The sequence below is a fragment of the uncultured Arthrobacter sp. genome, from assembly GCF_964021775.1.
Classification (GTDB): domain Bacteria; phylum Actinomycetota; class Actinomycetes; order Actinomycetales; family Micrococcaceae; genus Arthrobacter.
Window position 1 is genome coordinate 1 of the sequence record NZ_CAXHZI010000024.1, and the last position, 24,461, is coordinate 24,461.

Below are 24,461 nucleotides of genomic sequence, written 5' to 3' on the forward strand. Positions count from 1 at the left end.
ATCTCCTTCCTCGAGGTCAACACCCGCCTCCAGGTGGAGCACTGCGTCTCCGAGGAAGTCACCGGGATCGACCTGGTCCGCGAGCAGTTCCGGCTGGCCCGCGGGGAGGAGCTCGGCTACGGCGATCCCGAGGTCCGCGGCCACTCAATCGAATTCCGCATCACCGGCGAGGACCCGGGCCGGAACTTCATGCCCGCCCCCGGCACCATCACCGGACTGAAGAACCCCACCGGTCCGGGCGTGCGGATCGACTCCGGCGTGGAGGAGGGCGACGTCATCAGCGGCAACTTCGACTCGATGCTCTCCAAGCTGATCGTCACCGGCGCCACCCGCGCACAGGCCCTGCAGCGCTCCCGCCGGGCGCTGGAGGAAATGGTGGTGGAGGGCATCCCCACCGTCATCCCGTTCGACCTCGCCGTCGTCTCCAACCCCGACTTTGCCCCCGCCGAGGGCCCGTTCAAGGTCCACACCCGCTGGATCGAGACCGCCTTCGTCAACGACATCCCCGCCTGGACGCCTGCGGGCACCGCAGCGGAAACGGCCGACGTCGGCGAACGCCAGCGCGTCGTCGTCGAGGTCGGCGGCAAGCGCCTCGAAGTGGTGCTGCCGGCCTCGCTGGGCACCGTTTCCGGCGGCGGCGGCGGCAAGCCGGCGAAGGCCAAGAAGCGCTCTCGGAGCGCCGGCACGGCGGCACCGGCCGGCGGCAACGCCCTGACCTCCCCCATGCAGGGCACCATCGTGAAGGTGGCCGTCACCGAGGGCGAGCGGGTTTCCGAAGGCGACCTCGTCGTCGTGCTCGAAGCCATGAAGATGGAACAGCCTCTCACCGCGCACCGCGCCGGCATCGTGATCGGGCTCTCCGCGTCTGCCGGCGAGACGGTGTCCGCGGGCGCGGTCATCGCCATGATCGAGGACGGCGACGCGGCCGAATAGCGGCAACGGTGCGGCGGGGGCAGACTTAGTTACGTGAAGCCATTCCTGCTCCTCGCCTCCCGCGCCGAGGACGCCGCCGCCGACGACGAATACCTCGCCTACCTGCGCTACACCGGCCTGGCCGAGGCCCAGCTGCACCGGATCCGGATGGAGGCCGCGCCGCTGCCCCTGCTGGAGCTCAGCGAGTACTCGGGCGTGATTGTCGGCGGCAGCCCCTTCACTTCCAGCGACCCGGCCGAGCATAAGAGCGGCACCCAGCACCGGGTGGAGCGCGAACTGTTCGCCCTGCTGGACCGGATCGTGGCCGAGGACTTCCCGTTTCTGGGCGCCTGCTACGGCGTCGGCACCCTCGGCCTGCACCAGGGCGCCGTGATCGACCGGACCTACGGCGAGGGGCTCGGCGGCGTTACCGTGAGCATGACCTCCGCCGGGCAGCAGGACCCGCTCCTGCGCGGACTGCCGGAGCAGTTCACGGCGTTCGTGGGGCACAAGGAAGCGTGCACCGTGCTGCCCGGCGGGGCGGTGCTGCTGGCGAGTTCCGAGGCCTGCCCGGTGCAGATGTTCCGGATCCGGTCCAACCTTTATGCCACCCAGTTCCACCCCGAGCTCGACGTCCAGGGCCTCACCACCCGGATCGACATCTACCGGCACGCGGGCTACTTCCCGCCCGACTCCGCCGAGGAGCTGATGGCGCAGGCCAGGCAGCACAATGTCACCGAGCCGATGGCCATCCTGCGCAACTTTGTGGAGCGCTACGCGCGGTAAGGACCCGTCCGCCAGCCGACCGCCGTCGCCGTACCGCCAGCCGACCGCCGTCGCCGTACCGCCCGGTTCTTGCCCGGCAACCGCCCCGCGACACGGAAAAGCCCGGCGTGTCCGCAGAACACACCGGGCTTTTCGATTATGAACCGGGCTGGAGCGTCAGGCTACGTTGTTCTCGTAGTCCAGGTCGCGGGTTTCCTTGCTCACAAACAGGGCGATCAGCGTCAGCACGGCCATAGCCGTGAGGTACACACCCACCAGCACCGGGCTGCCCTTCGCCATTTCCCAGAGCCAGACGGCGATGAACGGTGCCACGGCCGCGCCCAGGATGGACGAGACGTTGTAGCTGATGGCCGAGCCGGTGTACCGGACGTTGGTCGGGAACAGCTCAGGCAGCAGCGCGCCCATCGGACCGAACGTCAGGCCCATCAGCGAGAAGCCGATGATCAGCAGGCCCATGGTCCCCGCGAAGCCGGCGCTGAAGAGCGGAACAAACAGCAGGCCGAAAACGAAGATGCCGGCGGTGACCGCGATCAGCATCTTGCGGCGGCCGTACTTCTCGGCCAGCGGGCCGGAGACCAGGGTGAAGATGCCGAAGAACACGACGCCGGCAATCAGCATCCAGAGGAAGTCATTGCGGGTGTAGCCCAGGCCAGGGACAAACGCGGCGGCTGCCGCTTCGGTCATCGGCTTGCCGGCCTTCTCGGCGGCGGCCTTGGCTGCGGCCAGGCTGGACGCCCGGGTGCCGTAGGTCAGCGTGAACGTGGTCATCAGGTAGAAGAGCACGTACGTGGCGAGCATGATGAAGGTGCCCAGGATCAGCTGGCGCCAGCTGCTCTTGAAGACGCGGCCCAGCGGCAGCTTGGCGACCTCGTTGGACTCGATGACCTTGGTGAAGGCCGGGGTTTCGATCAGCTTGAGGCGGACGTAGAGACCGATGATGACCATCACGGCGCTGAGCAGGAACGGCACGCGCCAGCCCCAGGCCTCGAAGGCCGACGGGGACAGGGTGTAACTGAAGACCAGGAAGATGACGTTGGCGATGATGAAGCCGATCGGCGCGCCCAGCTGCGGGAACGTGCCGTAGATGGCGCGCTTGTTCGCCGGGGCGTTCTCGGTGGCCAGCAGGGCCGCGCCGCTCCATTCGCCGCCGAGGGCGAGGCCCTGGGCGAAGCGCATCACGACGAGCAGTGCCGGTGCCCAGAAGGTCCAGCCGGGAACGGTCGCCGTCGGGAGGCAGCCGATCAGGAAGGTGGCGATGCCCATGGTGAGCAGCGAAGCGACGAGGGTCCCCTTGCGGCCGAACTTGTCACCGAAGTGGCCGAAGACGATCGAGCCGAGCGGGCGGGCAATGAATGCGACACCGAAGACGGCGAAGGAGCTCAGCAGCTGGGTGGTTTCGTTCTGGCCCGGGAAGAAGAGCTTCGGGAAGACCAGCACGGCGGCCGTGGCATAGACGTAGAAGTCGTAGAACTCAACGGTGGTGCCGATCAGGCTGGCGACGATCACGCGGCCGCGCGAGTTCACCTGCTTGGCAGACCCCTGCTCCGCTGAAGTGGCAGTGGATGACATGTAGTGACGCTTTCATGAAGACCGGACCGCACTGCGGAGAGAGGCCGGCTAAGGAATGGATATAACTCCAATAATAGTTCCTTGCGTCCACCCAATGGACAAATGTTCCGCTATTTGGACGCTGCGTGTCGTCCGGATACGGCTCAATACAAAATTGCTTGAATACATCCTGCGATGTACTTTGAGGGGATGGAAACCCTCACATACGCCCCGGTGCTGGCCCGGTTCGGCTACGCGGTCTCCGACCCCACCCGGGCGCGGATTCTGCTGGCTTTGGCGGAGGCGCCCGCGTACCCCTCGGAGCTCGCCGATTCCCTGGGGGTCTCGCGGCAGAGCATGTCCAACCACCTGACCTGCCTGCGGGGCTGCGGCCTGGTGGTGGCCGTCCCGGACGGCCGGCGGACCCGGTATGAGCTCGCCGATGCCCGGCTGGGCCACGCGATCAGTGACCTGCTCGGCGTCGTGTTGACCGTTGACCCCGCCTGCTGCACCCCGGACGGGACGTGCCTGGCATGACCACAACAATCCAAGCAGCCCCTACCGCCGCCCGCCGTGCCACCCTCAGCCGGCGCATCCGGCTTTTCGCGGCAGCGACGATCACGTACAACGTCGTTGAGGCCGTCGTCGCGCTCTGGGCAGGCAACGTCGCGGATTCCTCCGCCCTCATCGGCTTTGGACTTGATTCGGTGATCGAGGTCGCCTCCGCGGTCGCCTTGTCCTGGCAGTTCTCCGCGAAAGACCCGGAACGGCGTGAGCACCTGACCCTGCGGATCATCGCGATCTCCTTCTTCGCCTTGGCACTGTTCGTCTCCGTGGACTCCGTCAGGTCGCTGACCGGAGGCGGCGAGGCACAGCACTCCATCCCGGGCATCGTCATCGCCGCCCTGAGCCTGGCCGTCATGCCCGTCCTGTCCTGGCTGCAACGCCGGGCCGGCCGCGAGCTCGGCTCCAGGACCGCGGTGGCAGATTCCAAACAGACGCTGCTGTGCACGTACCTCTCCGCGGTCCTGCTGCTCGGCCTCGTCCTGAACAGCACGCTGGGATGGTGGTGGGCGGACGCCGGCGCGGCACTGGTCATCGCCGGGATCGCCATCCGCGAAGGCATCAACGCGTGGCGCGGGGACGCCTGCTGCGCTCTCCCCCACGCCGCGGCCGACGACGGCGACGCGCACGTTGCCGGCGCCCCCGACGCGACCCCGACCGGCGCTGCTGCTGGCTGCTGCGAGGGTTGCGGATCCGGTCCCGAACCGAAAGTTGTCACACTCTCCATGCCGCCACGGCATGGCTGAGCCGTAGACCCTGCCCGCAACGAAGAGAACAGCGCCGCCATCCATGACACGAGCCCTGAATAAAACGCCGTCCCCCAGCGGCCCGACAAGGACGGCCCGGACGGCCCGCCTGCTGATTTGGGTCCTGCTCGGACTCATCGTCGCCGGCGGCCTGATCTGGTACGCGGTCTTCACCGCCACCGAACCCGCAACCGCACCCCTGCCTGCGGCCGCGGACGCACAGCTCGTCCGGGAGGACAGCCACCGGGTGACCTCCCCGGCCACGGAGAAGGCGCAGCTGGTCGAGTTCCTGGACTTCGAGTGCGAATCCTGCCACGCGGCCGAGCCGCTCGTGCAGGAGCTGAAGCAGGAGTACGGGGACCGGATCACGTTCGTCCACCGCTACTTTCCCCTCCCCGGGCACCGGAACTCCGGAAACGCCGCCCTCGCCGTCGAAGCCGCGGCCGCGCAGGGCCAGTACGAGCAGATGGCTGCAAAGCTGTTCGAAACCCAGCCCCAGTGGGGCAACAAGCATGATTCCCAAAGCGCCGTGTTCAGGACTTTCGCGCAGGAGCTCGGCCTGGACCTGGCGGCCTACGACGCCGCCGTGGCGGATGAAAAGACGAGAGCCCGGATCCGCCAGGACGTCGCGGACGGCACGGCCCTGGGAGTGACCGGGACACCCACGTTCTTCCTCAACGGCAAAAAGCTCATCCTCAACAGCGAAGAAGAATTCCGCCAGAAACTCACCGACGCCGCAAAGTAGGCCGGAGTCCGGACCGGAACCGGCTCCTTCCGCAGCGGGCCGCCCAGCGGGGAGCCCGCTTGCCGGATCTACCCGACACCCGGCGGCCATGCGGGCGCGCCGACCAAGTCATCGAAGCGCTGAAGAGCTCAGGCCTCACGCCGTCACAAAAGTGCCGATAGGCAAACGTCACAGCACGTTAACAATGCGCGAGCCTCCCGGAAACGCGGTGTCCCTAGTTTTGAGGGACACCGCGAAGGAGGTCCCCGTGACTGCAGAACGTATTGCCGACGCCGCTACCGGCGTCTCCCCGAACCACGACGAGCGCACCGCCGTCGGCGGCCCCGTCGGCACCGCCGTCGGCGCCCCCGCCCTCGAGTACCGCCCGGGCCGCTGGATCGCGAACTGGGACGCTGAGAACAAGAGCCAGTGGGAGTCGCTGGGCCGCGGCATCGCGCGCCGGAACCTGAACTGGTCCATCTTCGCCGAGTTCCTGGGCTTTGTGGTCTGGCAGCTCTGGTCGATCGTGGTGGTCCAGCTTCCCGCGGCCGGGTTCCGGTTCTCCACCAACGAAATCTTCTGGCTGATCTCGATGCCCAGCCTGGTTGGTGCGACGCTCCGCATCCCCTACACGTTCATGGTTCCGCGCTTTGGCGGCCGGAACTGGACGATCGTCTCGGCCCTGCTGCTGCTGATCCCCTCGACCGGACTGGCCCTGTGCGTCGGAAACCCCGGCACCCCGTTCGGCGTCATGCTGCTCGTGGCGGCCCTGGCCGGTTTCGGCGGCGGCAACTTCGCCAGTTCGATGGCCAACATCACGTTCTTCTACCCGGCCCGGGAAAAGGGCTGGGCGCTGGGGCTGAACGCCGCCGGCGGAAACCTGGGCGCCGCCGTCGCCCAGCTCGCCGTGCCGGTCGCCATCACGGTGCTGGCCGCCGGGACCGTGAACCTGCCGGTGGCCGGGCTGATGTGGATCCCGCTGATCCTGCTCGCCGCATTCGGCGCCTGGAAGTACATGGACAACCTGACCAGCGCCAAGGGCGACGTCGCGGGCTCGCTCGCCGCGGTCAAGGAACCGCACCTGTGGATCATGGCCCTGCTCTACATCGGCACCTTCGGCTCCTTCATCGGCTTCGCCGGCGTGTTCCCCAAACTCATCAAGGACTACTTCCCGGCGTTCTCCTCGATCGGCGTCGGTACGGTGGCCCTGTCGCTGGCGTTCCTCGGCCCGCTGGTCGGTTCACTGGCCCGGCCCTACGGCGGACGGATGGCGGACCGGCTGGGCGGCGCGAGGATGACCGTGACCGCGTTCGCCGCGATGGCCGTCATCACCCTGACCATGGTCTGGACCCTGCCGCTGGGCAACTTCTGGCTCTTCCTGGCCCTGTTCCTGGCCCTGTTCACGGCCAGCGGCTTCGGCAACGGGGCCACCTACCGGATGATCCCGGTGATCTTCGCCCTGCACAGCCGGGCAGCCCTCTCCGGGGCCAGCACGGTGAACACCCAACGGCTGGCGTCCTCCGCGCTGGGCCTGATCTCCGCGATCGGCGCCTACGGCGGGTTCGTGATCCCCCAAGTCCTCAACGCCTCCAACACCGCCAGCGGCTCCTACACTCCGGCCTTCTACGGCTTCGTCGCGGCCTACCTCGTGATGCTGGCCGTCTGCTGGGCCTGCTACCTGCGCCCCGCCGCACGCCACGGCAAAGGACACGTCTAAATGGCCGACGGCGCCGCCACCCACTGCCCGTACTGCGCGCTGCAGTGCGCCATGACGCTGACCGCTCCGGCGGTGCCGGCGGCGGCTGCAGCGGCCGCACCGGCACGGCCGGAGGAGGCTCCGCTGGAGGTGGCCGGCCGGGACTTCCCGACCAATCGCGGCGGGCTGTGCCGCAAGGGCTGGACCTCGGCGTCGCTGCTGGAGCACCCGGGGCGCGTCACCGAGCCGCTGCTCAAGGGCCCCGACGGCGTGCACCGCCCGGTCAGCTGGGAAACGGCGCTGGAGCTCGCCGCCGCGGCGGTCAGGGACACCCGCGCCGCGTACGGGCCGGACGCCGTCGGGGTGTTCGGCGGCGGCGGACTCACCAACGAGAAGGCGTATCAGCTGGGCAAATTCGCCCGGCTGGCGCTGGGCACCTCGCGGATCGACTACAACGGCCGGTTCTGCATGTCCTCGGCCGCCGCGGCCGGGATGCGCGCCTTCGGCCTGGACCGGGGCCTGCCGTTCCCGCTGGCGGACCTCGATACCGCCAGCACCATCCTGCTGCTTGGCTCCAACGTCGCCGAGACCATGCCGCCTTTCGTCCAGCATCTGCAGGGCGCCCGCGACGCCGGCGGCCTGATCGTCGTCGACCCGCGGCGCTCCGCCACCGCGGCGTTCACGGCCGACGGCGGCGGCCTGCACCTGCAGCCGCTGCCGGGCACGGACCTCGCCCTGCTGCTGGGCCTGGCCCACGTGGTGGTCCACGAGGGCCTCACCGACGCCGGGTACATCGCGGAGCGGACCGCCGGCTACAACGCCCTGGCCCGCAGCGTCGCCCCCTACTGGCCCGAGCGCGTGCAGTCCCTCACCGGGGTCCCGGCCGGGCTGATCCGCGACACCGCCCGCCGGCTGGCCGAGGGCTCCCGGCAGGGCGGCAGCTACATTCTCACCGGCCGCGGCGTGGAACAGCACGTGGACGGCACGGACACCGCCACCGCCGCCATCAACCTCGCCCTGCTGCTGGGCCTGCCGGGCTCGGCGCGCAGCGGTTACGGCACGCTCACCGGCCAGGGCAACGGCCAGGGCGGCCGGGAGCACGGCCAGAAGGCGGACCAGCTTCCCGGCTACCGCAAGATCACCGACCCCGCCGCGCGCGCCCACGTCGCCGCCGTGTGGGGAGTCCCGGAGGCTTTGATCCCCGGGCCGGGCATCCCCGCCGTGGAACTGCTCAAGTCGCTGGGACAGCCCGACGGCATCCGCTGCCTCTTCGTGCACGGCGCCAACGTGGCGGTCTCCGCACCGGATGCGAACGCCGTGATTGCCGGCCTGCGCAGCCTGGACTTCCTGGTGGTCTGCGACTTCTTTGTCTCCGAGACCGCGGCCGAGGCGGACCTGATCCTGCCGGTCACCCAGTGGGCAGAGGAGGAAGGCACCCTGACCAACCTCGAGGGCCGGGTTCTCCGCCGCCGCCGAGCCATCGCTCCCCCGCCCGGGGTGCGCAGCGAACTCTGGATCATGACCCGGCTGGCCGCAATGCTTGACGCGCCGTCAACGTTCAGCGAGGACCCGGAGACCGTGTTCGAGGAGCTCCGCCTCGCCTCCGCGGGCGGCCTGGCCGACTACTCCGGAATCGATTACGCCCTGCTGGACCGCGGCGAGGAAGCCTACTGGCCCTACCCGGCCGGAAGCACCGGGACGCCGCGATTGTTCCTGAACTCCTTCGCCCATCCGGACGGCCGGGCGGTGTTCACTCCGGTGGCGCCCCGCCGTCGGACGCCTTCGCTCACCGAGACGGCCGCCGGCCCGGCGAGCGCTGGCCCGGCCGGCACCCCGATGACCCTGATCACCGGCCGACTGCTGGAGCATTACCAGTCCGGCGCGCAGACCCGCCGGGTGGCCGCCCTCGCCGCCGCCCGGCCCGAGGCCCGGCTGCAAATCCACCCGGCGAGCGCCGCGGCGCAGGGCATCGTCGAGGGCGACCTCGTCGCTATCGCCAACGGGCGCGGCGAGGTCCTGTGCCGGGCGGAGCTGAGCGCGGGGATCCGGCCGGAAACCGTGTTCCTGCCGTTCCACTTCCCGGGCCTGGAGAGCGCCAACCGACTCACCGAAGCCGCCACGGATCCGATCTCCGGGATGCCGGAGTTCAAGACCAGCAAGGTGTGGGTGCGGCCGGCCGTGGCAGGCTCCCGGGTCGAAAAAGGGCAGGCCGAAGTTCTGCAGATGGAAGGTGCCCCATGACGGAGCGGATTGTGGTGGTGGGCTTCGGCCCGGTGGCGGCGCGGCTGATCGACGAGTTGCTGCCCGCGGTGCGGGATGGTCTGGTGGAACTGACGGTGGTCGGCGAGGAGGCGGAAGCGGCCTACAACCGGGTGCTGGTGGCCGACCTGGGCGTCGGGCGTGCCACGGCCGGCGCGCTCGCGCTGGCGGACGCAGCGGCGCTGGTTGCCGAGGGCCTCGACGTGCGGCTGGGCGTCCGGGTCCGCCGGGTGGACCGGGCCCGGCAGCGGGTCCTGCTCAGCGACGGCAGTTCCCCCGGCTACGACCGGCTGGTCTTCGCCACCGGTTCGCGTCCGGTGATCCCCAACCTCACCGGCCTCAACCCGGATCCGGCCGCCCCGGTTCTGCCCGCCGGCGTGACGGCGCTGCGGGACCTGGCGGATGCGTCGACGCTGCAGGCGGCGGTGGCCGGCGGCAAGCGCGTGGTGGTCCTGGGCGGCGGGGTGCTGGGCCTGGAGACGGCGCTGGCCGCGGCCGAGGAAGGCGCCACCGTCACCGTGGTGCACAATGGCCCGCACCCGCTGGGCCGCAACATCGACCGCGGCGGCGGCGCGGTGCTCGCGGCATCGCTGCGGAACTGCGGCGTGAAGGTGGCTGGCAACGCGCGGTCGGTTGCTGTGGAGACCGGGGCCGACGGCGGCTTCTCGGCGCTGCTGCTGGCGGACGGTTCCGCGATCGACGGCGAGTTGCTGGTGCTCTCCTGCGGCGTGCGGCCGCGGACGGAGCTCGCGGAGGGGTGCGGCCTGTCGACCGGGGCGGGCATCCTGGTGGACCACCGGCTGCGGGCGCACCACGAACCGCACATCTTCGCGATCGGCGACTGCGCCGAGGTCCGCTGCCCCGACCCGGAGTGCGTGGCCTGCCGGAGCGCCCGCGGCCCGTCCGGGCTGGTGGGACCGGGCTGGCGGCAGGCCGAATGGCTGGCCGCGTACCTGACGCTGCTGGCCTCCGGCGCTGTCGAGGCGGAGGCGTTGCCGCCGCTACCTGCGGAACAGCCCGGTGTGCTGGTGCTGAAGGCACGCGGCCTGACCATGGCGGTGGCCGGGGATGTTTCCGCCGATCCGTGGGACGAGGAGGCTTTGACCGCCGGGGCCGTGGGCGGCCGGGCCCGGCTGCAGGTGGCCCAGTGGGCCGATCCCGAGCACGGCCGCTACGTCAAGATGACCACCCGGGCCGGCGTACTCGAGGGCCTGGTGGCAGTGGGCATGCCCCGCACCGCGGCCGAGCTGGTGCAGCTGTTCGAGCGCGGCGCCGAGCTCCCCGCGGACCGGTCGCTGCTGCTGCGCTTGGACGGCCTGGACCAGACGGCGGCTGCTGCGGCCGATCCGGAGCGCACGGTGTGCCGGTGCGCCGGGGTGAGCGGGACTTCCATTGCCGCCGCGGTTTCCTCGGGCTGCGGGACGGTGGCCGAGGTCTCAGCCTCCACCCGCGCCGGAACCGGCTGCGGGGGCTGCCACGAGGACATCAAGGGGATTATCGAGAAGCATTTCCAGGGCGCAGAGGTTTGAGGGCCTGACTGCACTGACGTCAGACCTATACCGAAGCCAAGTTCAGGAGCGATCACTCCCGCACCCGTGCACCCGCGCCTCCGACGGGGCTTCGCTAAGCCACGCTGTCGAACTGCTTCTGCCAGTCATCATGCTCGCGATCAGTATAAAACCGGCGCGTGGTGGTCCATCTGGGCAGGTAGTCCGGTGCCGGCAGCTCACGCGCCGGCATGGGCTTGGGCTTGGCTAAGGGCCCCCGGCCGCCCCTGGGCACAGGCATGGCCAGGACGGGCTGGGGCATGGGCGGCCGCTGCGTTCTCGGCGCCGGATACGGGGCGGCGTTCTTGCTCAGATGGACCTTCCACAGGATCCGGACAAGTACGTAGAGGATGATTCCGAGCAGGATCCATTGCCAGAACGCGACCACCAGCGCAATGGCGATCAGCGCGACTACAAGGCCGGCGGACGGTCCGTCATTTCTGCGGGATTTTCCCATGGCGGACACTCTGGCATAGGCCCCACGGCCGGGTATAGAGGACTTAATCCCTGGTCGCCCGCACCGGAATTGTCGACCGTTTGGTCCACGCCTATCAGGTCTTTGTCCCCTTGGCTTCGCCTCCCGGCAAGGTTTCAATGGGCGCAGGTTCCTGTCGACCCAGGAGGCACCAGTGTCCGTCCCCATCATCCTGGCGGTGGCCGCCGTCGTCGTGGTCGCCGTCGTGCTTGGAGTTGTCTTCAACCGGCAGAAGGATCCGCGGCGGCGGGCGACCGTACTGACGAGGACGGGCGTAGTGCTGATGGCGGTCTTCACCGTCTTCGGCGGCGCGTTCATCGGCGGTTACGCCCTGGAGGAACCGGGCGGGTCTGCCGGGCTGATGATGATCCTCACCTGGGCGGCGCCGATGCTGGTCCTTGCCGTCCTTGCCTGGTTCTGGCCGGCCGGGACCGCTCCCCTGCTGGTGGCACTGACGGCGGCCTTTGTCGCGCTTTGCGTGTGGTTCGCCGTCGACCCGGCGACGGCGCGCAGCTTCCAGGAAGTGAACGGGCCGGTGCTGGCTGTCGGCGTCGTCGCCCTGGCGTTCCCGGCCGCCGTCCTCGGGCTGAAGCGCCCCGCCCCGGCGGGGTGGCTGCTGCTGGCGCTGGGGGCGCTGCCGCTGCTGATCACCGTGCTCGGCCGGTCGGGCCCCATAGCCTCGCTCGCCGCGGCAAGCGTGATCCCGCTGATCACCGGAATCGTCTACCTGGTGGCCGCCCGGATGGCCCGGGGAAGTTCGACGACGGGGAACGTGCGGGCCGCGGCCGTCTAAGCGCCGGCTGCTGGCAGCCCGGCCAGGAAGTCCTCCGCAAAGCGCCGGACGCTGTCCCACTCGGTATAGACGTAGTCGCGGGACAGGTCCGTATCCGTGGAGCCCTGGCCGCTGACGATCCTTTTCATCATGTGCCGCTTGAGGAAGCCGTACTGGGTATAGGGCAGCGCGCCGGCGAACAGGCCGACGTGCGCCGGGCGCCAGCCGGTCTCCTCCTCGAACTTCTCCACGTAGCCTTCCGCGCTCTCCTCGTCCCCGTGCGCGGCGAGGCTGACCGAGAACAGCGCCGAGGGCAGCCGTTCCAGCGCGGCCTTGTTCGCGCGGACAAAGTCGGTGACCACCGCCTCGTGCTTGCCCATGTGGACCGAGGCGCCGACGATGACGCCGTCGTAGTCGTCCGGGAGGGCGGTGCCCGAGGTCTGGAGGTCGGCGGCCCGTGCCTCGTGGCCGTGTTCACGGATGACGTAGGCGAGGTACTCGGCGATCCGGGCGGTCTGGCCCTCGACGGTCCCGAACGGAAGGTAGATGTTGGCCATGGTCCACCGTGCCCGCGCCTGCCGGGCCGGGGCTAGGGCCGAACGTCACCCTGCGGGCCAGGAGGGGGCCTATGTGAGCGCCCGGGCGGCAACGCCGGCCGCGGCACGAAACCAAGTAGTGGCCACCAGAAAAACAAGTACTCCGGTACCCGACTCGGGCGCGATCAGTGTTTTAGGGTTAGCTGAAATCCTGCCGCAGGAAACCTAAGGGGACCTGCGCGGGGACGCGGGGGCCGAGGACGGTTTCCGCCCACATCAAGTTCTGGGGGACCTCTTTTGAAAAAGCCATTCCTTGCCGTGTTCCTTGCCGCCGGTTTCGCGGGAGCCGGGATCGCGGCGCCGGCGGCCTCCGCTGCCGCGCTCCACACCGTCTGTGCCGAGGGCTGCAGCTACACCTCCATCCAGTCCGCCGTGGACGCGTCCCAATCCGGAGACACCATCCAGGTCCAGGGCGCACTGACAGTGTCCGGCACCACCACCGTGAACAAAGACGTCACGGTCACAGGCACCAGCGGCGCCACCCTTACGCAGACCTCTGATGCCGTGACCGTCCTGCTCGCCGCCGCCGGATCGAGCCTGACGGACCTCACCATCACCAGCAACGCCGCCTACCCCAAGGAATTTATCCAGGTCGGCGCCGCCGATGTCACCATTTCCGGCACCACCGTTTACGGCCCCGGCCAGGCACTGCCGATGAGCAGCTGGATTGCCAACCGCGGCGTCGTCACCCAGGGCAGCATCACCGGGCTGACACTGAGCGGGAACACCTTCCACTCGCTGCGCAGCGGCGCCTACCTGAACCCCAACGGCAGCGGCCTGATCGAAGGCAACACCCTGTACAACACCAAGGGCGACTTCCTGATCGACAACGCCAACTTCACCTTCCAGGACAACCGCGCCGGAGACGCGGCCCAGCCCAGCGAGTGGGGCTTCGTCGTCTTCGCCAACACCAGCGCCGACCGGTACCCGTCCATGGCAGCCCTGAGCACGGCGAATAACGGCATGTCCGCGTGGGACCAGCGCAACGGAGACAAGGTCGTCGTGCCGCTGTCGGCCCAGAGCTGCAAGGACGGCGGCTGGGAAAGCTTCGTGCCGGCCTTCAAGAACCAGGGGCAGTGCATCAAGTTCGTCAACGCAGGCTAAGCCAGGCCGTCCCGGCGCAGGGCACTCCGCAGGCGTGCCCTGCGCACGCCTGCGGCTCGGGTGCCGCGGCGGTCCCGCTTCGGTAGGCTTCGGTCAAGCGACATCCCACGATGAAAGGCCACGTCATGTCCCTGCTCGACTCCGCCCTCTGGGAGGGCAAGATCTACCTCAACGGCTGGCGCACCGGCGGCGGCGGGACAGCTGACGCCGTCGAACCAGCCACCGGCGAGACCCTGGGCAGCTACGGCGTCGCCTCCGTGGACGACGTCCGCGAGGCCGCCACGGCCGCGGCCAAGGCACAAAAGGAGTGGGCCGCCCGCAACCCGGAGGACCGGGCCGCCGTGCTGCGCCGCGCCGGCCTGCTCTGGGAGGAGCACGCCGCCGAAATCCAGGACTGGATCGTCCGCGAATCCGGCGGCATCCCACCCAAGGCCGGGCTGGAAACGCACATCGCCGCCAACGAATGCTACGACGCCTCCGCGCTGCCCGCGCTCCCGGCCGGCGACGTGCTCACCTCCAACGAAAACCGCTGGTCCTTCGCCCGGCGCCGGCCGGTGGGAGTGGTCTCGGTGATCGCGCCGTTCAACTTCCCGCTGATCCTTTCGATCCGCGCCGTCGCCCCGGCCCTGGCCCTCGGCAACGCCGTGCTGCTCAAACCGGACCCCCGCACCGCGGTCTGCGGCGGCGTGACCGTAATGCGGATCTTCGAGGAGGCCGGCCTCCCGCCGGGGCTGCTCTCCCTGCTCCCCGGCGGCGCGGAGATCGGCGCCGCCGTCGTCGAGGCCCCCGAGGTCCGGGTGATCGCCTTTACCGGATCGACGGCGGCCGGCCGCAAGATCGGCGAAACCGCCGGCCGGCTGCTCAAACGCGCGCACCTCGAACTGGGCGGCAACAACGCGCTGATCGTGCTGCCCGGAGCCGACCTGGCCAAGGCGGCCTCCGCGGCGGCGTTCGGATCATTCATGCACCAGGGCCAGATCTGCATGGCGGCCGGCCGGCACATTGTGCACGAGGACATCTACGACGACTACGTCGCCGCCCTCGCCGAAAAGGCCGGGCACCTGCCGGTGGGAGATCCGAAGAGCGGCACCGTGGCACTCGGCCCGGTGATCGACGAACGCCAGCTGCACCGGGTGGACGGGATTGTCCAGGACGCGGTGCAGGCCGGCGCCCGGCTGGCTGCCGGCGGCACCCACGACGGCCGGTTCTACCAGCCCACCGTGCTGGTGGACCTGGCCGAGGACAGCCCCGCGTGGAAGGACGAAATCTTCGGCCCCGTGGCCCCGGTCATGAAGTTCTCCACCCTGGACGAGGCCGTGGCGCTGGCCAACGACAATGAATACGGGCTGTCCATCGGCATCCTGGGCGACGTCGGCATGGCCATGACCATCGCGGACCGGCTGGACTCCGGCAAGGTCCACATCAACGAGCAGACGGTGTCCGACGAGGCGAACTCCCCCTTCGGCGGGACGAAGAACTCCGGCAACGGCTCACGGATCGGCGGCCACCACGCCAACATGGAATCCTTCACCGAGATCCAGTGGCTCACCATGCGCCCGGACATCGCACCGTACCCGTTCTAAGGCCCGTGCCCGTTTTTCGCGGGAGGAGGCGGGGGGACGACGGCGGCTGCCGCTGTACCCCTGCCTCCTCTGCTTCCCTGCGTCAGTGCCCTAGGTGGTTCAGCGTTCCGCGGCGAGGTGCGTGGCCGGGTCAAAGGGCTCGAACACCGAAGAACCGATCATGAAAATGCCGCGCTGGGGAATCCAGAAGTCCCCCAGCCTGTCCTGGACCGGCAGCGCCGAAGCCTGCCCCAGGCTATGGCCCCGCAAGTGCGCTGTGCTGTCGCGGATAAACCACATCCGGCGCGGGCGCGCACCGAACGTCTGGCCGTTGGGCACCCTGCCCGTCAGCCCGATGTGCCCGGCGCCCAGCATCGGGCCTGCCACGGCGCCCATGGCGCGCAGGAAGGTCCGGTTGCGCCACAGTGGCTCGGGGACAGACCCCGCCACGGCCGACATCAGCCGGGTGACCGGCGTCGCAGCCAGTGTCACGTCCCAGGCCAGGTCCACCCCGTCACCTACCTCCACGTGGAAGGAGTAGTCGTCATGCCACCGGAGGGAAATACCGACGGTGGACGCGGCCCCGAGCGCGCTGCCGAAGTAGCGGGGACAGGACGACGCGGCGGCGGTGGTGCTGTGCATCGTCCAGACACCGGCGGGGTCACGGATCCAGACCGAGGTGTAGCCCGGGCCGACGGAGGACGCAGCAAAACGCCGCAGGGCCAGGATGTAGCCGGAGCTGAACGGAACGCCCATCACGCCGTAGCCGGCAAAGCGTTCCTCCGGTCCGGAAGGCAGCGCGGGATGCTGTTCCACGGACTCAACCAGGGTGCGGGGACTCTGCATGGCTACTGCCTCCGTTAGTTGCTACATGTGGACGTGCAACCGCCGCGCCGCCTCGGAGATGGAACCGCTCAGCGACGGGTAGACGGTGAAGGTGCTGGCGACGTCGTCAACGTGCAGTTTCTGCGTCACCGCCAGGGAGATCGCGAAGATCAGCTCGGAGGCGTTCGGCCCCACCACGACGCCGCCGATCACGGTGCCGGAGCCCTTGCGGGCGAAGATCTTGATGAAGCCGTCCTTGTGGTTGCGCATCTTGGCGCGCGCGTTGCTGCGCAGTGAGAGCTTGACGACGTCGCCCTGGTACTTTCCGGAGTCGATCTCCGCCTCCGAGACGCCGACGTTGGCGATCTCCGGGGAGGTGAAGATGTTCGACGCCACCTGGTGCAGCTTGAGCGGGGTGACGCTGTCGCCGAGGAAGTGCGCGATCGCAATGCGTCCCTGCATGGCCGCGACCGAGGCGAGGGCCAGCACGCCGGTGCAGTCGCCCGCGGCGTAGATGTTCGGGGCGGTGGTGCGCGAGACGCCGTCGACCTTGATGTGGCCGCTCTCGGTCAGCGCGACGCCGGCCTCCTCCAGGCCGATCCCGGCGGTGTTCGGGATGGAGCCCACGGCCACCAGGCAGTGGCTGCCGGTGACCTTGGAGCCGTCGCCGAGGGTGACCACGACGCCGTCATCCGTGCGCTCCACGGTCTCGGCGCGCGCCCGGGACAGCACTTTCACGCCGCGGCGTTCGAAGACGCCCTCCAGCACCTCCGCCGCGTCCGTGTCCGAGCCGGGCAGGACCCGGTCACGGGACGAAATCAGCGTGACCTTGGAGCCCAGGCCGTTGTATGCGGAGGCGAATTCGGCACCGGTGACGCCGGAACCCACCACAATCAGTTCCTCGGGCAGCTCGTCCAGGTTGTAGATCTGCGCCCAGTTGAGGATGCGTTCGCCGTCCGGGCGGGCCGTGGGCAGTTCGCGCGGGTGGGCGCCGACGGCGAGCAGGATCGCGTCGGCTTCAATGGTCTCGGTGCCCGCGGCGGTGAGGACCTCGATCGTGTGGTTGTCCAGCATCTTGCCGGAGCCGAGCAGGATGCGGACGCCCTGGCCCTCCAGGCCCTTCTGGATGTCGGAGGACTGCTGCCGGGCCAGGCCCAGCAGGCGGTCGTTGATGTGCTTGAGGTCCGCGCGCATCGTCGGGCTGCAGTCGCCGCCGTCGAGGTCGAACTTCACACCCAGTTCACCGGCCTCGCCCACGCGGGTCATCAGGTCCGCCGTCGCGATCAGCGTCTTGGACGGTACGACGTCGGTCAGCACCGCGGATCCGCCGAGCCCGGCGCGCTCAATGATGGTGACCTGCGCCCCCAGTGAGGCGGCGACCATGGCGGCTTCATAACCGCCGGGCCCTCCGCCCAGAATCGCGATACGGGGTGCAGTGAAATCGGGATGCGTAGTCACAATCATCCATTGTCCATCATCCGGACCGGCGCCACCAATAAAGATGCTGGGCTGGGCGGGAGCGGCACGGTAGCTTGTACCAGTGAGTAATACAGAATTCCTTAACACGGACCCCTTCGACGCCGCCCGCGCCGCCGCCGACTACATCGCCGAAGAGACCGGCGTCGACAGCCACGACGTCGCGCTGGTGCTCGGCTCCGGCTGGGGCGACGCCGCCGAACTGATCGGCGAGACCACCGCCACGCTCTCCGCGGACGAGGTCCCCGGCTTCTCCTCCCCCTCTGTGGTGGGCCACGTCGGCACCATCCGCTCGGTGCTGACCCGTGAGGGCAAGCGAGCCCTGGTGCTGGGCGCCCGCACGCACTACTACGAGGGCAAGGGCGTCCGCGCGGTGGTGCACGGCGTGCGCACCGCGGCCGCCGCCGGCTGCAAGACGCTGGTGCTGACCAACGGCTGCGGCGGCTTGAACGAGGACTGGGCGCCGGGCACCCCCGTGCTGATCAGCGACCACATCAACCTCACCGCCACCTCCCCCCTGGAAGGCGCCACCTTCGTGGACCTGACCGACCTGTACTCCTCGCGGATCCGCGGCCTGGCCCGCGAAGTCGATCCCAGCCTGGACGAAGGCGTCTACGCCCAGTTCATCGGCCCGCACTACGAGACCCCGGCCGAGGTGCAGTACGCCAAGCGGATCGGCGCGTCCCTGGTGGGCATGTCCACCGCGCTGGAGGCCATCGCCGGCCGCCACGCGGGCATGGAGGTCTTCGGCATCTCGCTGGTGACCAACCTCGCCGCCGGTATCAGCCCGGTGCCGCTGAGCCACGCCGAGGTCCTTGAGGCCGGCCAGGCTGCCGGCCCGCGCATCTCCAAGCTGCTCGCGGAGATCATCGCCAAGCTCTGAGCCGGGCGCCCCTGGGCAGCGGGGTCAGCTGCCGGGGGCGGGGGTCAGCTGCCGGGGGCGGGGGTCAGCTGCCGGACCGCGTTGGCCCGGTCATCGGGGAACCGGCGTTCCATCGAGTCGGCGATTCCGGCAATGGTCTGCCGCGCCAGTGCCTGCCGCCACGCCAGCTCCGCCTGCCGCATGGTCTGCGAAATCAGGCAGGTCCGGACGAAGTTCTCCTGCCGGTCCGCGTCCGGCATGTCGCCAAGGATGGCCTCGCAGCGGAAGGCCGGCTCCGTTCCTTCCAGGGCCAGCACCACGTCCAGCACGGAGATGTTCTCCGGCCGGCGCGCCAGGTGGAAGCCGCCGCGCGGACCCGAGACCGAGGTCAAGATACCGGCCCGGACGAGGGCCTGGAGCTGTTTGTTCAGGTACGCCGCGGGCAGCTTGTAGAAAGCCGCCAGCCGGGCACTGTTCACGGCCTCCCCCGGCGGCGTCCACGACATGTTGACGCAAGAGTGCAAAGCCCACTCCACCCCACGGCCCATTTTCATATTCCAGACGTTACGTGTCCGGAAAATCGGGTGTCAATGAGCACCTGCCCCGGCGCCCCGGTCCTGCGCGGATCTTTCGCTGACCCTGCGCCGAGCTGGCAGTTCGCGGCAGTTCCGGCCGAAAACACTGCCGCGAAGTGTCACCTCGGCGGGCTCTTCGGCGGGCGCCAAGACGGTGCCGGCTTGGCCGTCCCGCGGGCACGGGACGGGACCGGACGGGACTTCCGCCGGCCCGGGTGTGATGGAACTGTAAGCCCGGCCCGCGCTTGTCGGGACGCACCGCGCCGCCGTTTGACGCTAGTTTGGTACCCATGACGTCTTCCGATGCCGCATTGGCCCAACTGTTGAGCGACGCCCGCACATGGGCGGCCCAGGACCCGGATCCCGCGACCGCCGCCGCCCTGACCGAGCTGGTCCGCCTCTCCGACGAGGGAGTCGCGGCAGCCCGGCAGGAACTCGCCGACAGCTTCAGCGGCACGCTCCAGTTCGGCACCGCGGGACTGCGGGCGGCCCTCGGGGCCGGACCGAACCGGATGAACCGCGTGGTGGTGCGCCGCGCCGCCGCCGGCCTCGCCGCCTTCCTCGGCACCGCCGTCGCGCAGTCCGCGCCGGGAACCCGGCCGCGCGCCGTCGTCGGCTACGACGCCCGCCACAACTCGGCCATCTTCGCCGAGGAGACCGCGGCGATCTTCACCGCCGCCGGCATCGAGACGTTCCTGATGCCCGCGGCGCTGCCCACGCCGCTGCTTGCCTACGCGGTCCGCGCCCTGGACTGCGACGGCGGCGTGATGGTCACGGCCAGCCACAACCCGCCGCAGGACAACGGCTACAAGGTCTACCTGGGCCGGCACGCGGTCGAGGAGAGCGGGCGGGGCGCCCAAATCGTGGCGCCGTACGATGCGCTGATCGCCGCCGAGATCGACGCCGTCGGCGCGCTGGACTCGATCGTCCTGGCCGCCGAGGGCTGGACGGTGCTGGATCCCTCCATCGCCGCCGACTATGAGGCCGCCGTCGCTGCACTGGCTGCGCCGGAGCGCTTCCCCGCCCGGGAGCTGAAGATCGTCCTGACCCCCATGCACGGGGTGGGCGGCGAGACCGCCGTCTCCGTGCTTAAGGCCGCCGGCTTCGCCGACGTCACGCTGGTGGCCGAGCAGGCGGAACCGGATCCCGACTTCCCCACCGTGAACTTCCCCAACCCCGAGGAGCCCGGCGCGCTGGACCTTGCGCTGGAAACCGCGGCCCGGGTGGACGCCGACATTGTGATCGCCAACGACCCCGACGCCGACCGCGCCGCGGTGGCTGCGAAGGACCCGGACACCGGCGCCTGGCGGATGCTGCGCGGCGACGAGGTGGGGTCCCTGCTGGGGGCTCACGTGGTGGCCCGGCTGGCTGCCGCCGAAGCTGCCGATGGCAGTTCCACGGCCGGGGTCTTCGCCAACTCGATCGTTTCCTCCCGGCTGCTGGCCCGCATCGCCGCCGCCGCGGGCTACGCCCATGAGGAAACCCTCACCGGTTTCAAATGGATCGCCCGGGTGCCGGGCCTGCTCTACGGCTACGAGGAGGCGCTGGGCTACTGCGTCGCGCCGTCACTGGTGCGGGACAAGGACGGGATCTCCGCCGCCGTGCTGATCGCCGAGCTCGCGGCCGCTGCCAAGGCCGAGGGCAAGACCATCTTTGACACCCTGGACGAGCTCTACCTGGTGCACGGCCTGCACGCCAGCGACCAGCTCAGCATCCGGGTGGCTGACCTGGGGCTGCTGGACGCCATGATGAACCGGCTGCGGGTCAGCCCGCCGGACTCGTTCGGCGGCTCCGCCGTCGAAACCGCCGCGGACCTGGCCGAAGGCAGCGAACAGCTTCCGCCCACGGACGGGCTGCTCTACCTGACGAAGGACGGCAGCCGCGTCATCATCCGCCCCAGCGGCACCGAACCAAAGCTCAAGTGCTACCTCGAGGTGATCCGCAGCGTCGGATCCGCCGCCGAACTGCCGCAGGCGCGGCTCGAGGCCCGCGCCGCCCTGGACGGGGTCCTGGCCGACGTGCAGGAGGCGCTGGGGCTCTAGAGCTCCACCTCGACGAAGCCGTCCGTGACCCGGACGGGGTAGGTGCCCAGGCGCAGCTCCGGGCTGCCGAGGCACTCCCCGGTGCCGAGGTCGTAGACCTCCTTGTGCAGCGGCGAGGCCAGCGTGGGGCGGGCGCCGCGGGAGCCGGTGATGCCGCGGGCCATAACGTGGGCCCCGGTGGCCGGATCGGCGTGCTCGACGGCGAAAACCTCACCGGCGGCGGTCCGGATCAGGGCCACCTGGCGTCCGGCGATCAGCGCGGCCTCGCCCCAGCCCGGCTCCAGGTCCTCGACGGCGCATACCCGGTGCCAGCCGGCTCCGCCTTCTCCTGCGACGCGCTCCACAAAGCTGCGGGCTGCGCTTTCCAGTACGGCAGTCATCTTGGCCCCTCTCAAGGTTCGTTCGGCCACTGCTGCGGCCATCACCCCACGCTAGGACCGCGGTGTTTCAACGGCATGCGGCCAATGTGTCCGGCCGGTAAAAGAGACCTCACGCGGCCCGAAATGCGCCCGTGATGCAGAAGTTAAGATCACGAAACAAAAGGGAAACTGAAGCGAAACTGCCAATCCCTAGGCTGAACGGACCAGCTGATCGATGCTGCTGAGAGCACGGGTCGATCGAAACAGCTGGGTCGAACCGTTGCAGAGCACCGCCTGCGGCCCAACGAAAGGCCACCCGTGACCGGACAGACCGCCAGCCCCGAAAACGCTTCTCCTGAGACTGCATCCGGGCAGACCCCGCGCCGCGTCGTCGTCGCCGGCGGCGGACCCGCCGCGCACCGCTTCGCCGATGCCATGCATGCCCGCGGCCTGGACGGCTGGCAGGTCACCGTCCTGACCGAGGAAGCCCACCTGCCCTACGACCGGGTCGCGCTGAGCAAGGCGCTCACCGACGCGGACGTGGACCTCACCCTCGGCAGCGCGTCGATGTGGGACCACGACGCGCTCACGCTCAGGACCGGCGAGCGCGTCACCGGCATCGACACCGCCGCGAAAACGGTGGAAACCGCTGCCGGCAGCGTCTACCCGTACGACGAGCTGGTGGTCGCCACCGGCTCGGACGCGGCCCGCCTGCCGATCCCCGGCGCCGAACTCACTCACGTCTACCGCACCCTCGAAGACGTCTGGTCCATCAACCGGACCATCGCCGAGCTCACCGCCAAGCTGGGCCGCAAGGTCAACGCCGTCACGATCGGCGGCGGCCTGCTGGGCCTGGAATCCGCGGCCGGCACCGAACAGCTCGGCGCCACCCCGATCGTCATCAACGGCTCCCCCTGGCTGATGAACACCCAGCTGGACGAGGGCGCCGGCCAGGCCCTCGGCCGGCTGATTGAGGCCAAGGGCTTCACCGTCCACGGCGGGGTGTTCCCCTCCGAGGTCCTCTCCGACGACGACGGGCAGGTCACCGGCGTGCTGATGGCCGACGGCCGGATAGTCGACGCCGACATCGTGATCGTCGCGATCGGCGTGCGCCCCCGCGACGAGCTGTTCCGCACCGAAGCGGGCGGTGTGCAGCAGTTCGAGCTCGGCCCGCGCGGCGGCGTCGTCATTTCCGACGGTTGCCAAACGCAGGTCCCGGGCGTCTGGGCGATCGGCGAGGTCGCCAACTTCGGCGGCATGTGCCTGGGCCTGGTGGCCCCGGCCAACACGATGGCGGAGATCGTCGCGGACCGGCTGCACGGCGGGGCCGCGACCTTCCCGCGTTTCGACACCGCCACCAAGCTCAAGCTCTCCGGCGTCGACGTGGCCAGCTTCGGCGACGCTTTCGCCAAGACCGAGCACGCGCTCGAAATTGTCTACGCCGATCCGGCCCGCGGCGTTTACCAGAAGATCGTCACCACCGACGACGCCAAGACCCTGCTGGGCGGCATCTTCGTCGGCGACGCCACCCCGTACACCTCGCTGCGCCCCATGCTGGGCCGCGAACTGGCCGCCGAACCCGGCGCCTACCTCACCGCGGCCGGCAGCGGCGACGCCCCGGACACCGAGCTGCCGGACGACGCGATCCTGTGCTCCTGCAACAACGTGGCCGCCGGCGCCATCCGCGACGCGGTCAACGGCTGCGGCGCCTGCGAGGGCAACGCCCCGGTCCAGGAACTCGGCGGGCTCAAGGGCTGCACCCGCGCCGGCACCCAGTGCGGCTCCTGCGTCCCGATGCTGAAGAAGCTGCTGGAAGGCGAACTGGCCAAGTCCGGCATCGCCGTCTCCAAGGCCCTCTGCGAGCACTTCGAACTCTCCCGGCAGGAACTCTTCGACGCGATCAGGGTCCTGGAACTGGCCTCCTTCGAGGACATCCTGGCCCGCTACGGCACCGGCACCGGCTGCGACATCTGCAAGCCCACCATCGCCAACATCCTCGCCAGCCAGCACAGCGCCTACGTGCTCGACGCCGGCCGCGGCACCTTGCAGGACACCAACGACCGCGCCCTCGCCAATATGCAAAAGGACGGCAGCTACTCCGTGGTTCCGCGGATCGCGGGCGGTGAGATCACCCCGAAGAAGCTCGGCGTGATCGCCGCCGTCGCCGAAAAGTACGGCCTGTACACCAAGATCACCGGGGGCCAGCGGATCGACATGTTCGGCGCCCGGCTGGAACAGCTCCCGGACATCTGGAAGGAACTGGTAGACGCCGGCTTCGAGTCCGGCCAGGCCTACGGCAAATCGCTGCGGACCGTGAAGTCCTGCGTCGGGTCGACCTGGTGCCGCTTCGGCGTGCAGGACGCCGTCGCCCTCGCGATCACGCTGGAACTGCGCTACCGCGGACTGCGCAGCCCGCACAAACTGAAGATGGGCGTCTCCGGCTGCGCCCGCGAATGCGCGGAGGCCCGCGGCAAGGACGTCGGCGTGATCGCCACGGACAAGGGCTGGAACCTCTACGTCGGCGGCAACGGCGGCTTCCAGCCGGCCCACGCCCAGCTCCTCGCCCAGGACCTGGACGAGGAGACCCTGCTGAGGTACATCGACCGCTACCTGATGTACTACATCCGCACCGCGGACCGGCTGCAGCGCACCGCGCGCTGGCAGGAGGACCTCGAGGGCGGCCTGAAGCACGTCGAGGACGTGGTGGTGCACGACTCGCTCGGCATCGCCGAGGACCTTGAGGCGGCCATGGGCAAGCACGTGGACACCTACCAGGACGAGTGGGCCGAGACGCTCAAGGATCCCGAACGGCTGCGCCGCTTCCGCTCCTTCGTCAACGCCCCGGACCAAAAGGACAACTCGATCTCCTTCGTCCCGGAGCGCGGCCAGATGCGCCCCGCCACCGCCGAGGAGAAGGCTCAGGCCGGCCGGCAGCCGGTGCTGGTCGCCGCCAGCATCCCGGTCCGCCCCAGCGACGCCGCCACCGGTACCCCCGCCGCCACTTCTGCTCCTACCGAAAGCCAGGCCTAAC

Annotated in this window: 21 protein-coding genes; 14 read left to right on the forward strand and 7 right to left on the reverse strand. The window is 69.7% G+C overall.

What is annotated here, in order from left to right:
• Both ABIN76_RS15405 and ABIN76_RS15410 read left to right on the forward strand, forming a co-directional pair.
• Positions 1–933: biotin/lipoyl-containing protein (locus ABIN76_RS15405; protein ID WP_346960552.1), on the forward strand; the 933-nt coding region annotated here is incomplete at its 5' end.
• A 33-nt stretch (positions 934–966) separates the two neighbouring features.
• Positions 967–1,698, forward strand: coding sequence for a glutamine amidotransferase (locus tag ABIN76_RS15410; protein ID WP_346960553.1), 732 nt, complete (start codon positions 967–969; stop codon positions 1,696–1,698).
• Between the two features lie 156 nt (positions 1,699–1,854).
• Here ABIN76_RS15410 and ABIN76_RS15415 read toward each other — a convergent pair whose 3' ends face one another.
• Positions 1,855–3,267 carry an MFS transporter gene (locus ABIN76_RS15415; RefSeq protein WP_346960554.1) on the reverse strand — a complete coding sequence of 471 codons (1,413 nt, stop codon included), beginning with the start codon at positions 3,265–3,267 and terminating at the stop codon, positions 1,855–1,857.
• A gap of 189 nt (positions 3,268–3,456) precedes the next feature.
• Here ABIN76_RS15415 and ABIN76_RS15420 point away from each other — a divergent pair, with 189 nt between their 5' ends.
• From ABIN76_RS15420 to ABIN76_RS15445, 6 genes are all read left to right on the forward strand, one after another.
• Positions 3,457–3,783: a winged helix-turn-helix domain-containing protein gene (locus tag ABIN76_RS15420; RefSeq protein WP_346960555.1), complete on the forward strand. Its 327-nt coding sequence runs from the start codon at positions 3,457–3,459 to the stop codon at positions 3,781–3,783.
• Positions 3,780–4,556, forward strand: coding sequence for a cation transporter (locus ABIN76_RS15425; protein WP_346960556.1), 777 nt, complete (start codon positions 3,780–3,782; stop codon positions 4,554–4,556). The genes ABIN76_RS15420 and ABIN76_RS15425 overlap by 4 nt, the downstream gene beginning before the upstream one ends.
• 43 nt (positions 4,557–4,599) lie before the next feature.
• Positions 4,600–5,301: a thioredoxin domain-containing protein gene (locus ABIN76_RS15430; protein ID WP_346960557.1), complete on the forward strand. Its 702-nt coding sequence runs from the start codon at positions 4,600–4,602 to the stop codon at positions 5,299–5,301.
• 247 nt (positions 5,302–5,548) lie between these two features.
• Positions 5,549–6,997: an MFS transporter gene (locus ABIN76_RS15435; protein ID WP_346960558.1), complete on the forward strand. Its 1,449-nt coding sequence runs from the start codon at positions 5,549–5,551 to the stop codon at positions 6,995–6,997.
• The gene (locus tag ABIN76_RS15440) at positions 6,998–9,217 is read left to right on the forward strand and encodes a molybdopterin oxidoreductase family protein (protein WP_346960559.1); all 2,220 of its coding nucleotides are present in this window, start codon (positions 6,998–7,000) and stop codon (positions 9,215–9,217) included. It begins immediately after the preceding gene.
• The gene (locus ABIN76_RS15445) at positions 9,214–10,764 is read left to right on the forward strand and encodes an FAD-dependent oxidoreductase (RefSeq protein WP_346960560.1); all 1,551 of its coding nucleotides are present in this window, start codon (positions 9,214–9,216) and stop codon (positions 10,762–10,764) included. Before ABIN76_RS15440 ends, ABIN76_RS15445 begins: the two co-directional genes overlap by 4 nt.
• 94 nt (positions 10,765–10,858) lie before the next feature.
• Here the strand turns inward: ABIN76_RS15445 and ABIN76_RS15450 are convergent, their stop codons facing one another.
• The gene (locus tag ABIN76_RS15450) at positions 10,859–11,239 is read right to left on the reverse strand and encodes a hypothetical protein (protein ID WP_346960561.1); all 381 of its coding nucleotides are present in this window, start codon (positions 11,237–11,239) and stop codon (positions 10,859–10,861) included.
• A 172-nt stretch (positions 11,240–11,411) separates the two neighbouring features.
• Between ABIN76_RS15450 and ABIN76_RS15455 the strand changes: the two genes are divergently transcribed.
• Positions 11,412–12,050, forward strand: a complete 639-nt coding sequence (locus ABIN76_RS15455; RefSeq protein ID WP_346960562.1) for a hypothetical protein — start codon at positions 11,412–11,414, stop codon at positions 12,048–12,050.
• Here the strand turns inward: ABIN76_RS15455 and ABIN76_RS15460 are convergent.
• On the reverse strand, positions 12,047–12,586 hold the full coding sequence (locus tag ABIN76_RS15460; protein ID WP_346960563.1) for a flavodoxin domain-containing protein: 540 nt from the start codon (positions 12,584–12,586) through the stop codon (positions 12,047–12,049). The two genes, ABIN76_RS15455 and ABIN76_RS15460, sit on opposite strands and share 4 nt — an antisense overlap.
• A gap of 276 nt (positions 12,587–12,862) precedes the next feature.
• Between ABIN76_RS15460 and ABIN76_RS15465 the strand changes: the two genes are divergently transcribed.
• Together ABIN76_RS15465 and ABIN76_RS15470 are read left to right on the forward strand one after the other, a co-directional pair.
• Positions 12,863–13,729, forward strand: a complete 867-nt coding sequence (locus tag ABIN76_RS15465) for a right-handed parallel beta-helix repeat-containing protein (RefSeq protein WP_346960564.1) — start codon at positions 12,863–12,865, stop codon at positions 13,727–13,729.
• Between the two features lie 125 nt (positions 13,730–13,854).
• Entirely contained in the window at positions 13,855–15,312 is a 1,458-nt protein-coding gene (locus ABIN76_RS15470; protein WP_346960565.1) for a benzaldehyde dehydrogenase, read from the forward strand.
• 99 nt (positions 15,313–15,411) lie between these two features.
• Here the strand turns inward: ABIN76_RS15470 and ABIN76_RS15475 are convergent, their stop codons facing one another.
• Both ABIN76_RS15475 and ABIN76_RS15480 read right to left on the reverse strand, forming a co-directional pair.
• Positions 15,412–16,137: a hypothetical protein gene (locus ABIN76_RS15475; protein WP_346960566.1), complete on the reverse strand. Its 726-nt coding sequence runs from the start codon at positions 16,135–16,137 to the stop codon at positions 15,412–15,414.
• A gap of 21 nt (positions 16,138–16,158) precedes the next feature.
• Positions 16,159–17,574 (reverse strand): NAD(P)H-quinone dehydrogenase, encoded by a 1,416-nt coding sequence (locus ABIN76_RS15480; protein WP_346960567.1) that lies wholly within the window; start codon positions 17,572–17,574, stop codon positions 16,159–16,161.
• Positions 17,575–17,656: 82 nt separating this feature from the next.
• Here ABIN76_RS15480 and ABIN76_RS15485 point away from each other — a divergent pair, with 82 nt between their 5' ends.
• On the forward strand, positions 17,657–18,475 hold the full coding sequence (locus tag ABIN76_RS15485; protein WP_346960568.1) for a purine-nucleoside phosphorylase: 819 nt from the start codon (positions 17,657–17,659) through the stop codon (positions 18,473–18,475).
• 44 nt (positions 18,476–18,519) lie between these two features.
• Here ABIN76_RS15485 and ABIN76_RS15490 read toward each other — a convergent pair whose 3' ends face one another.
• A complete protein-coding gene (locus ABIN76_RS15490; protein ID WP_346960569.1) occupies positions 18,520–19,008 on the reverse strand; it encodes an Rrf2 family transcriptional regulator in 489 nt (162 codons plus the stop codon).
• 311 nt (positions 19,009–19,319) lie between these two features.
• On the opposite strand from ABIN76_RS15490, the gene ABIN76_RS15495 reads away from it, so the two are divergent.
• The gene (locus ABIN76_RS15495; protein WP_346960570.1) at positions 19,320–21,071 is read left to right on the forward strand and encodes a phospho-sugar mutase; all 1,752 of its coding nucleotides are present in this window, start codon (positions 19,320–19,322) and stop codon (positions 21,069–21,071) included.
• Here ABIN76_RS15495 and nirD read toward each other — a convergent pair.
• Positions 21,068–21,451: a nitrite reductase small subunit NirD gene (gene nirD, locus ABIN76_RS15500; protein WP_346960571.1), complete on the reverse strand. Its 384-nt coding sequence runs from the start codon at positions 21,449–21,451 to the stop codon at positions 21,068–21,070. The genes ABIN76_RS15495 and nirD overlap by 4 nt on opposite strands.
• 297 nt (positions 21,452–21,748) lie before the next feature.
• On the opposite strand from nirD, the gene nirB reads away from it, so the two are divergent.
• Positions 21,749–24,460, forward strand: a complete 2,712-nt coding sequence (nirB, locus tag ABIN76_RS15505; protein ID WP_346960572.1) for a nitrite reductase large subunit NirB — start codon at positions 21,749–21,751, stop codon at positions 24,458–24,460.
• Position 24,461: the final 1 nt, after the last annotated feature.

Excerpts from the sequence above, each read along its gene's own strand:
- ABIN76_RS15415 (WP_346960554.1), bottom strand. The coding sequence starts at position 3,267 with ATGTCATCCACTGCCACTTCAGCGGAGCAGGGGTCTGCCAAGCAGGTG.
- ABIN76_RS15420 (WP_346960555.1), top strand. The coding sequence starts at position 3,457 with ATGGAAACCCTCACATACGCCCCGGTGCTGGCCCGGTTCGGCTACGCG.
- ABIN76_RS15425 (WP_346960556.1), top strand. The coding sequence starts at position 3,780 with ATGACCACAACAATCCAAGCAGCCCCTACCGCCGCCCGCCGTGCCACC.
- ABIN76_RS15430 (WP_346960557.1), top strand. The coding sequence starts at position 4,600 with ATGACACGAGCCCTGAATAAAACGCCGTCCCCCAGCGGCCCGACAAGG.
- ABIN76_RS15440 (WP_346960559.1), top strand. The coding sequence starts at position 6,998 with ATGGCCGACGGCGCCGCCACCCACTGCCCGTACTGCGCGCTGCAGTGC.
- ABIN76_RS15445 (WP_346960560.1), top strand. The coding sequence starts at position 9,214 with ATGACGGAGCGGATTGTGGTGGTGGGCTTCGGCCCGGTGGCGGCGCGG.
- ABIN76_RS15450 (WP_346960561.1), bottom strand. The coding sequence starts at position 11,239 with ATGGGAAAATCCCGCAGAAATGACGGACCGTCCGCCGGCCTTGTAGTC.
- ABIN76_RS15460 (WP_346960563.1), bottom strand. The coding sequence starts at position 12,586 with ATGGCCAACATCTACCTTCCGTTCGGGACCGTCGAGGGCCAGACCGCC.
- ABIN76_RS15470 (WP_346960565.1), top strand. The coding sequence starts at position 13,855 with ATGTCCCTGCTCGACTCCGCCCTCTGGGAGGGCAAGATCTACCTCAAC.
- ABIN76_RS15475 (WP_346960566.1), bottom strand. The coding sequence starts at position 16,137 with ATGCAGAGTCCCCGCACCCTGGTTGAGTCCGTGGAACAGCATCCCGCG.
- ABIN76_RS15490 (WP_346960569.1), bottom strand. The coding sequence starts at position 19,008 with ATGAAAATGGGCCGTGGGGTGGAGTGGGCTTTGCACTCTTGCGTCAAC.
- ABIN76_RS15495 (WP_346960570.1), top strand. The coding sequence starts at position 19,320 with ATGACGTCTTCCGATGCCGCATTGGCCCAACTGTTGAGCGACGCCCGC.
- nirD (WP_346960571.1), bottom strand. The coding sequence starts at position 21,451 with ATGACTGCCGTACTGGAAAGCGCAGCCCGCAGCTTTGTGGAGCGCGTC.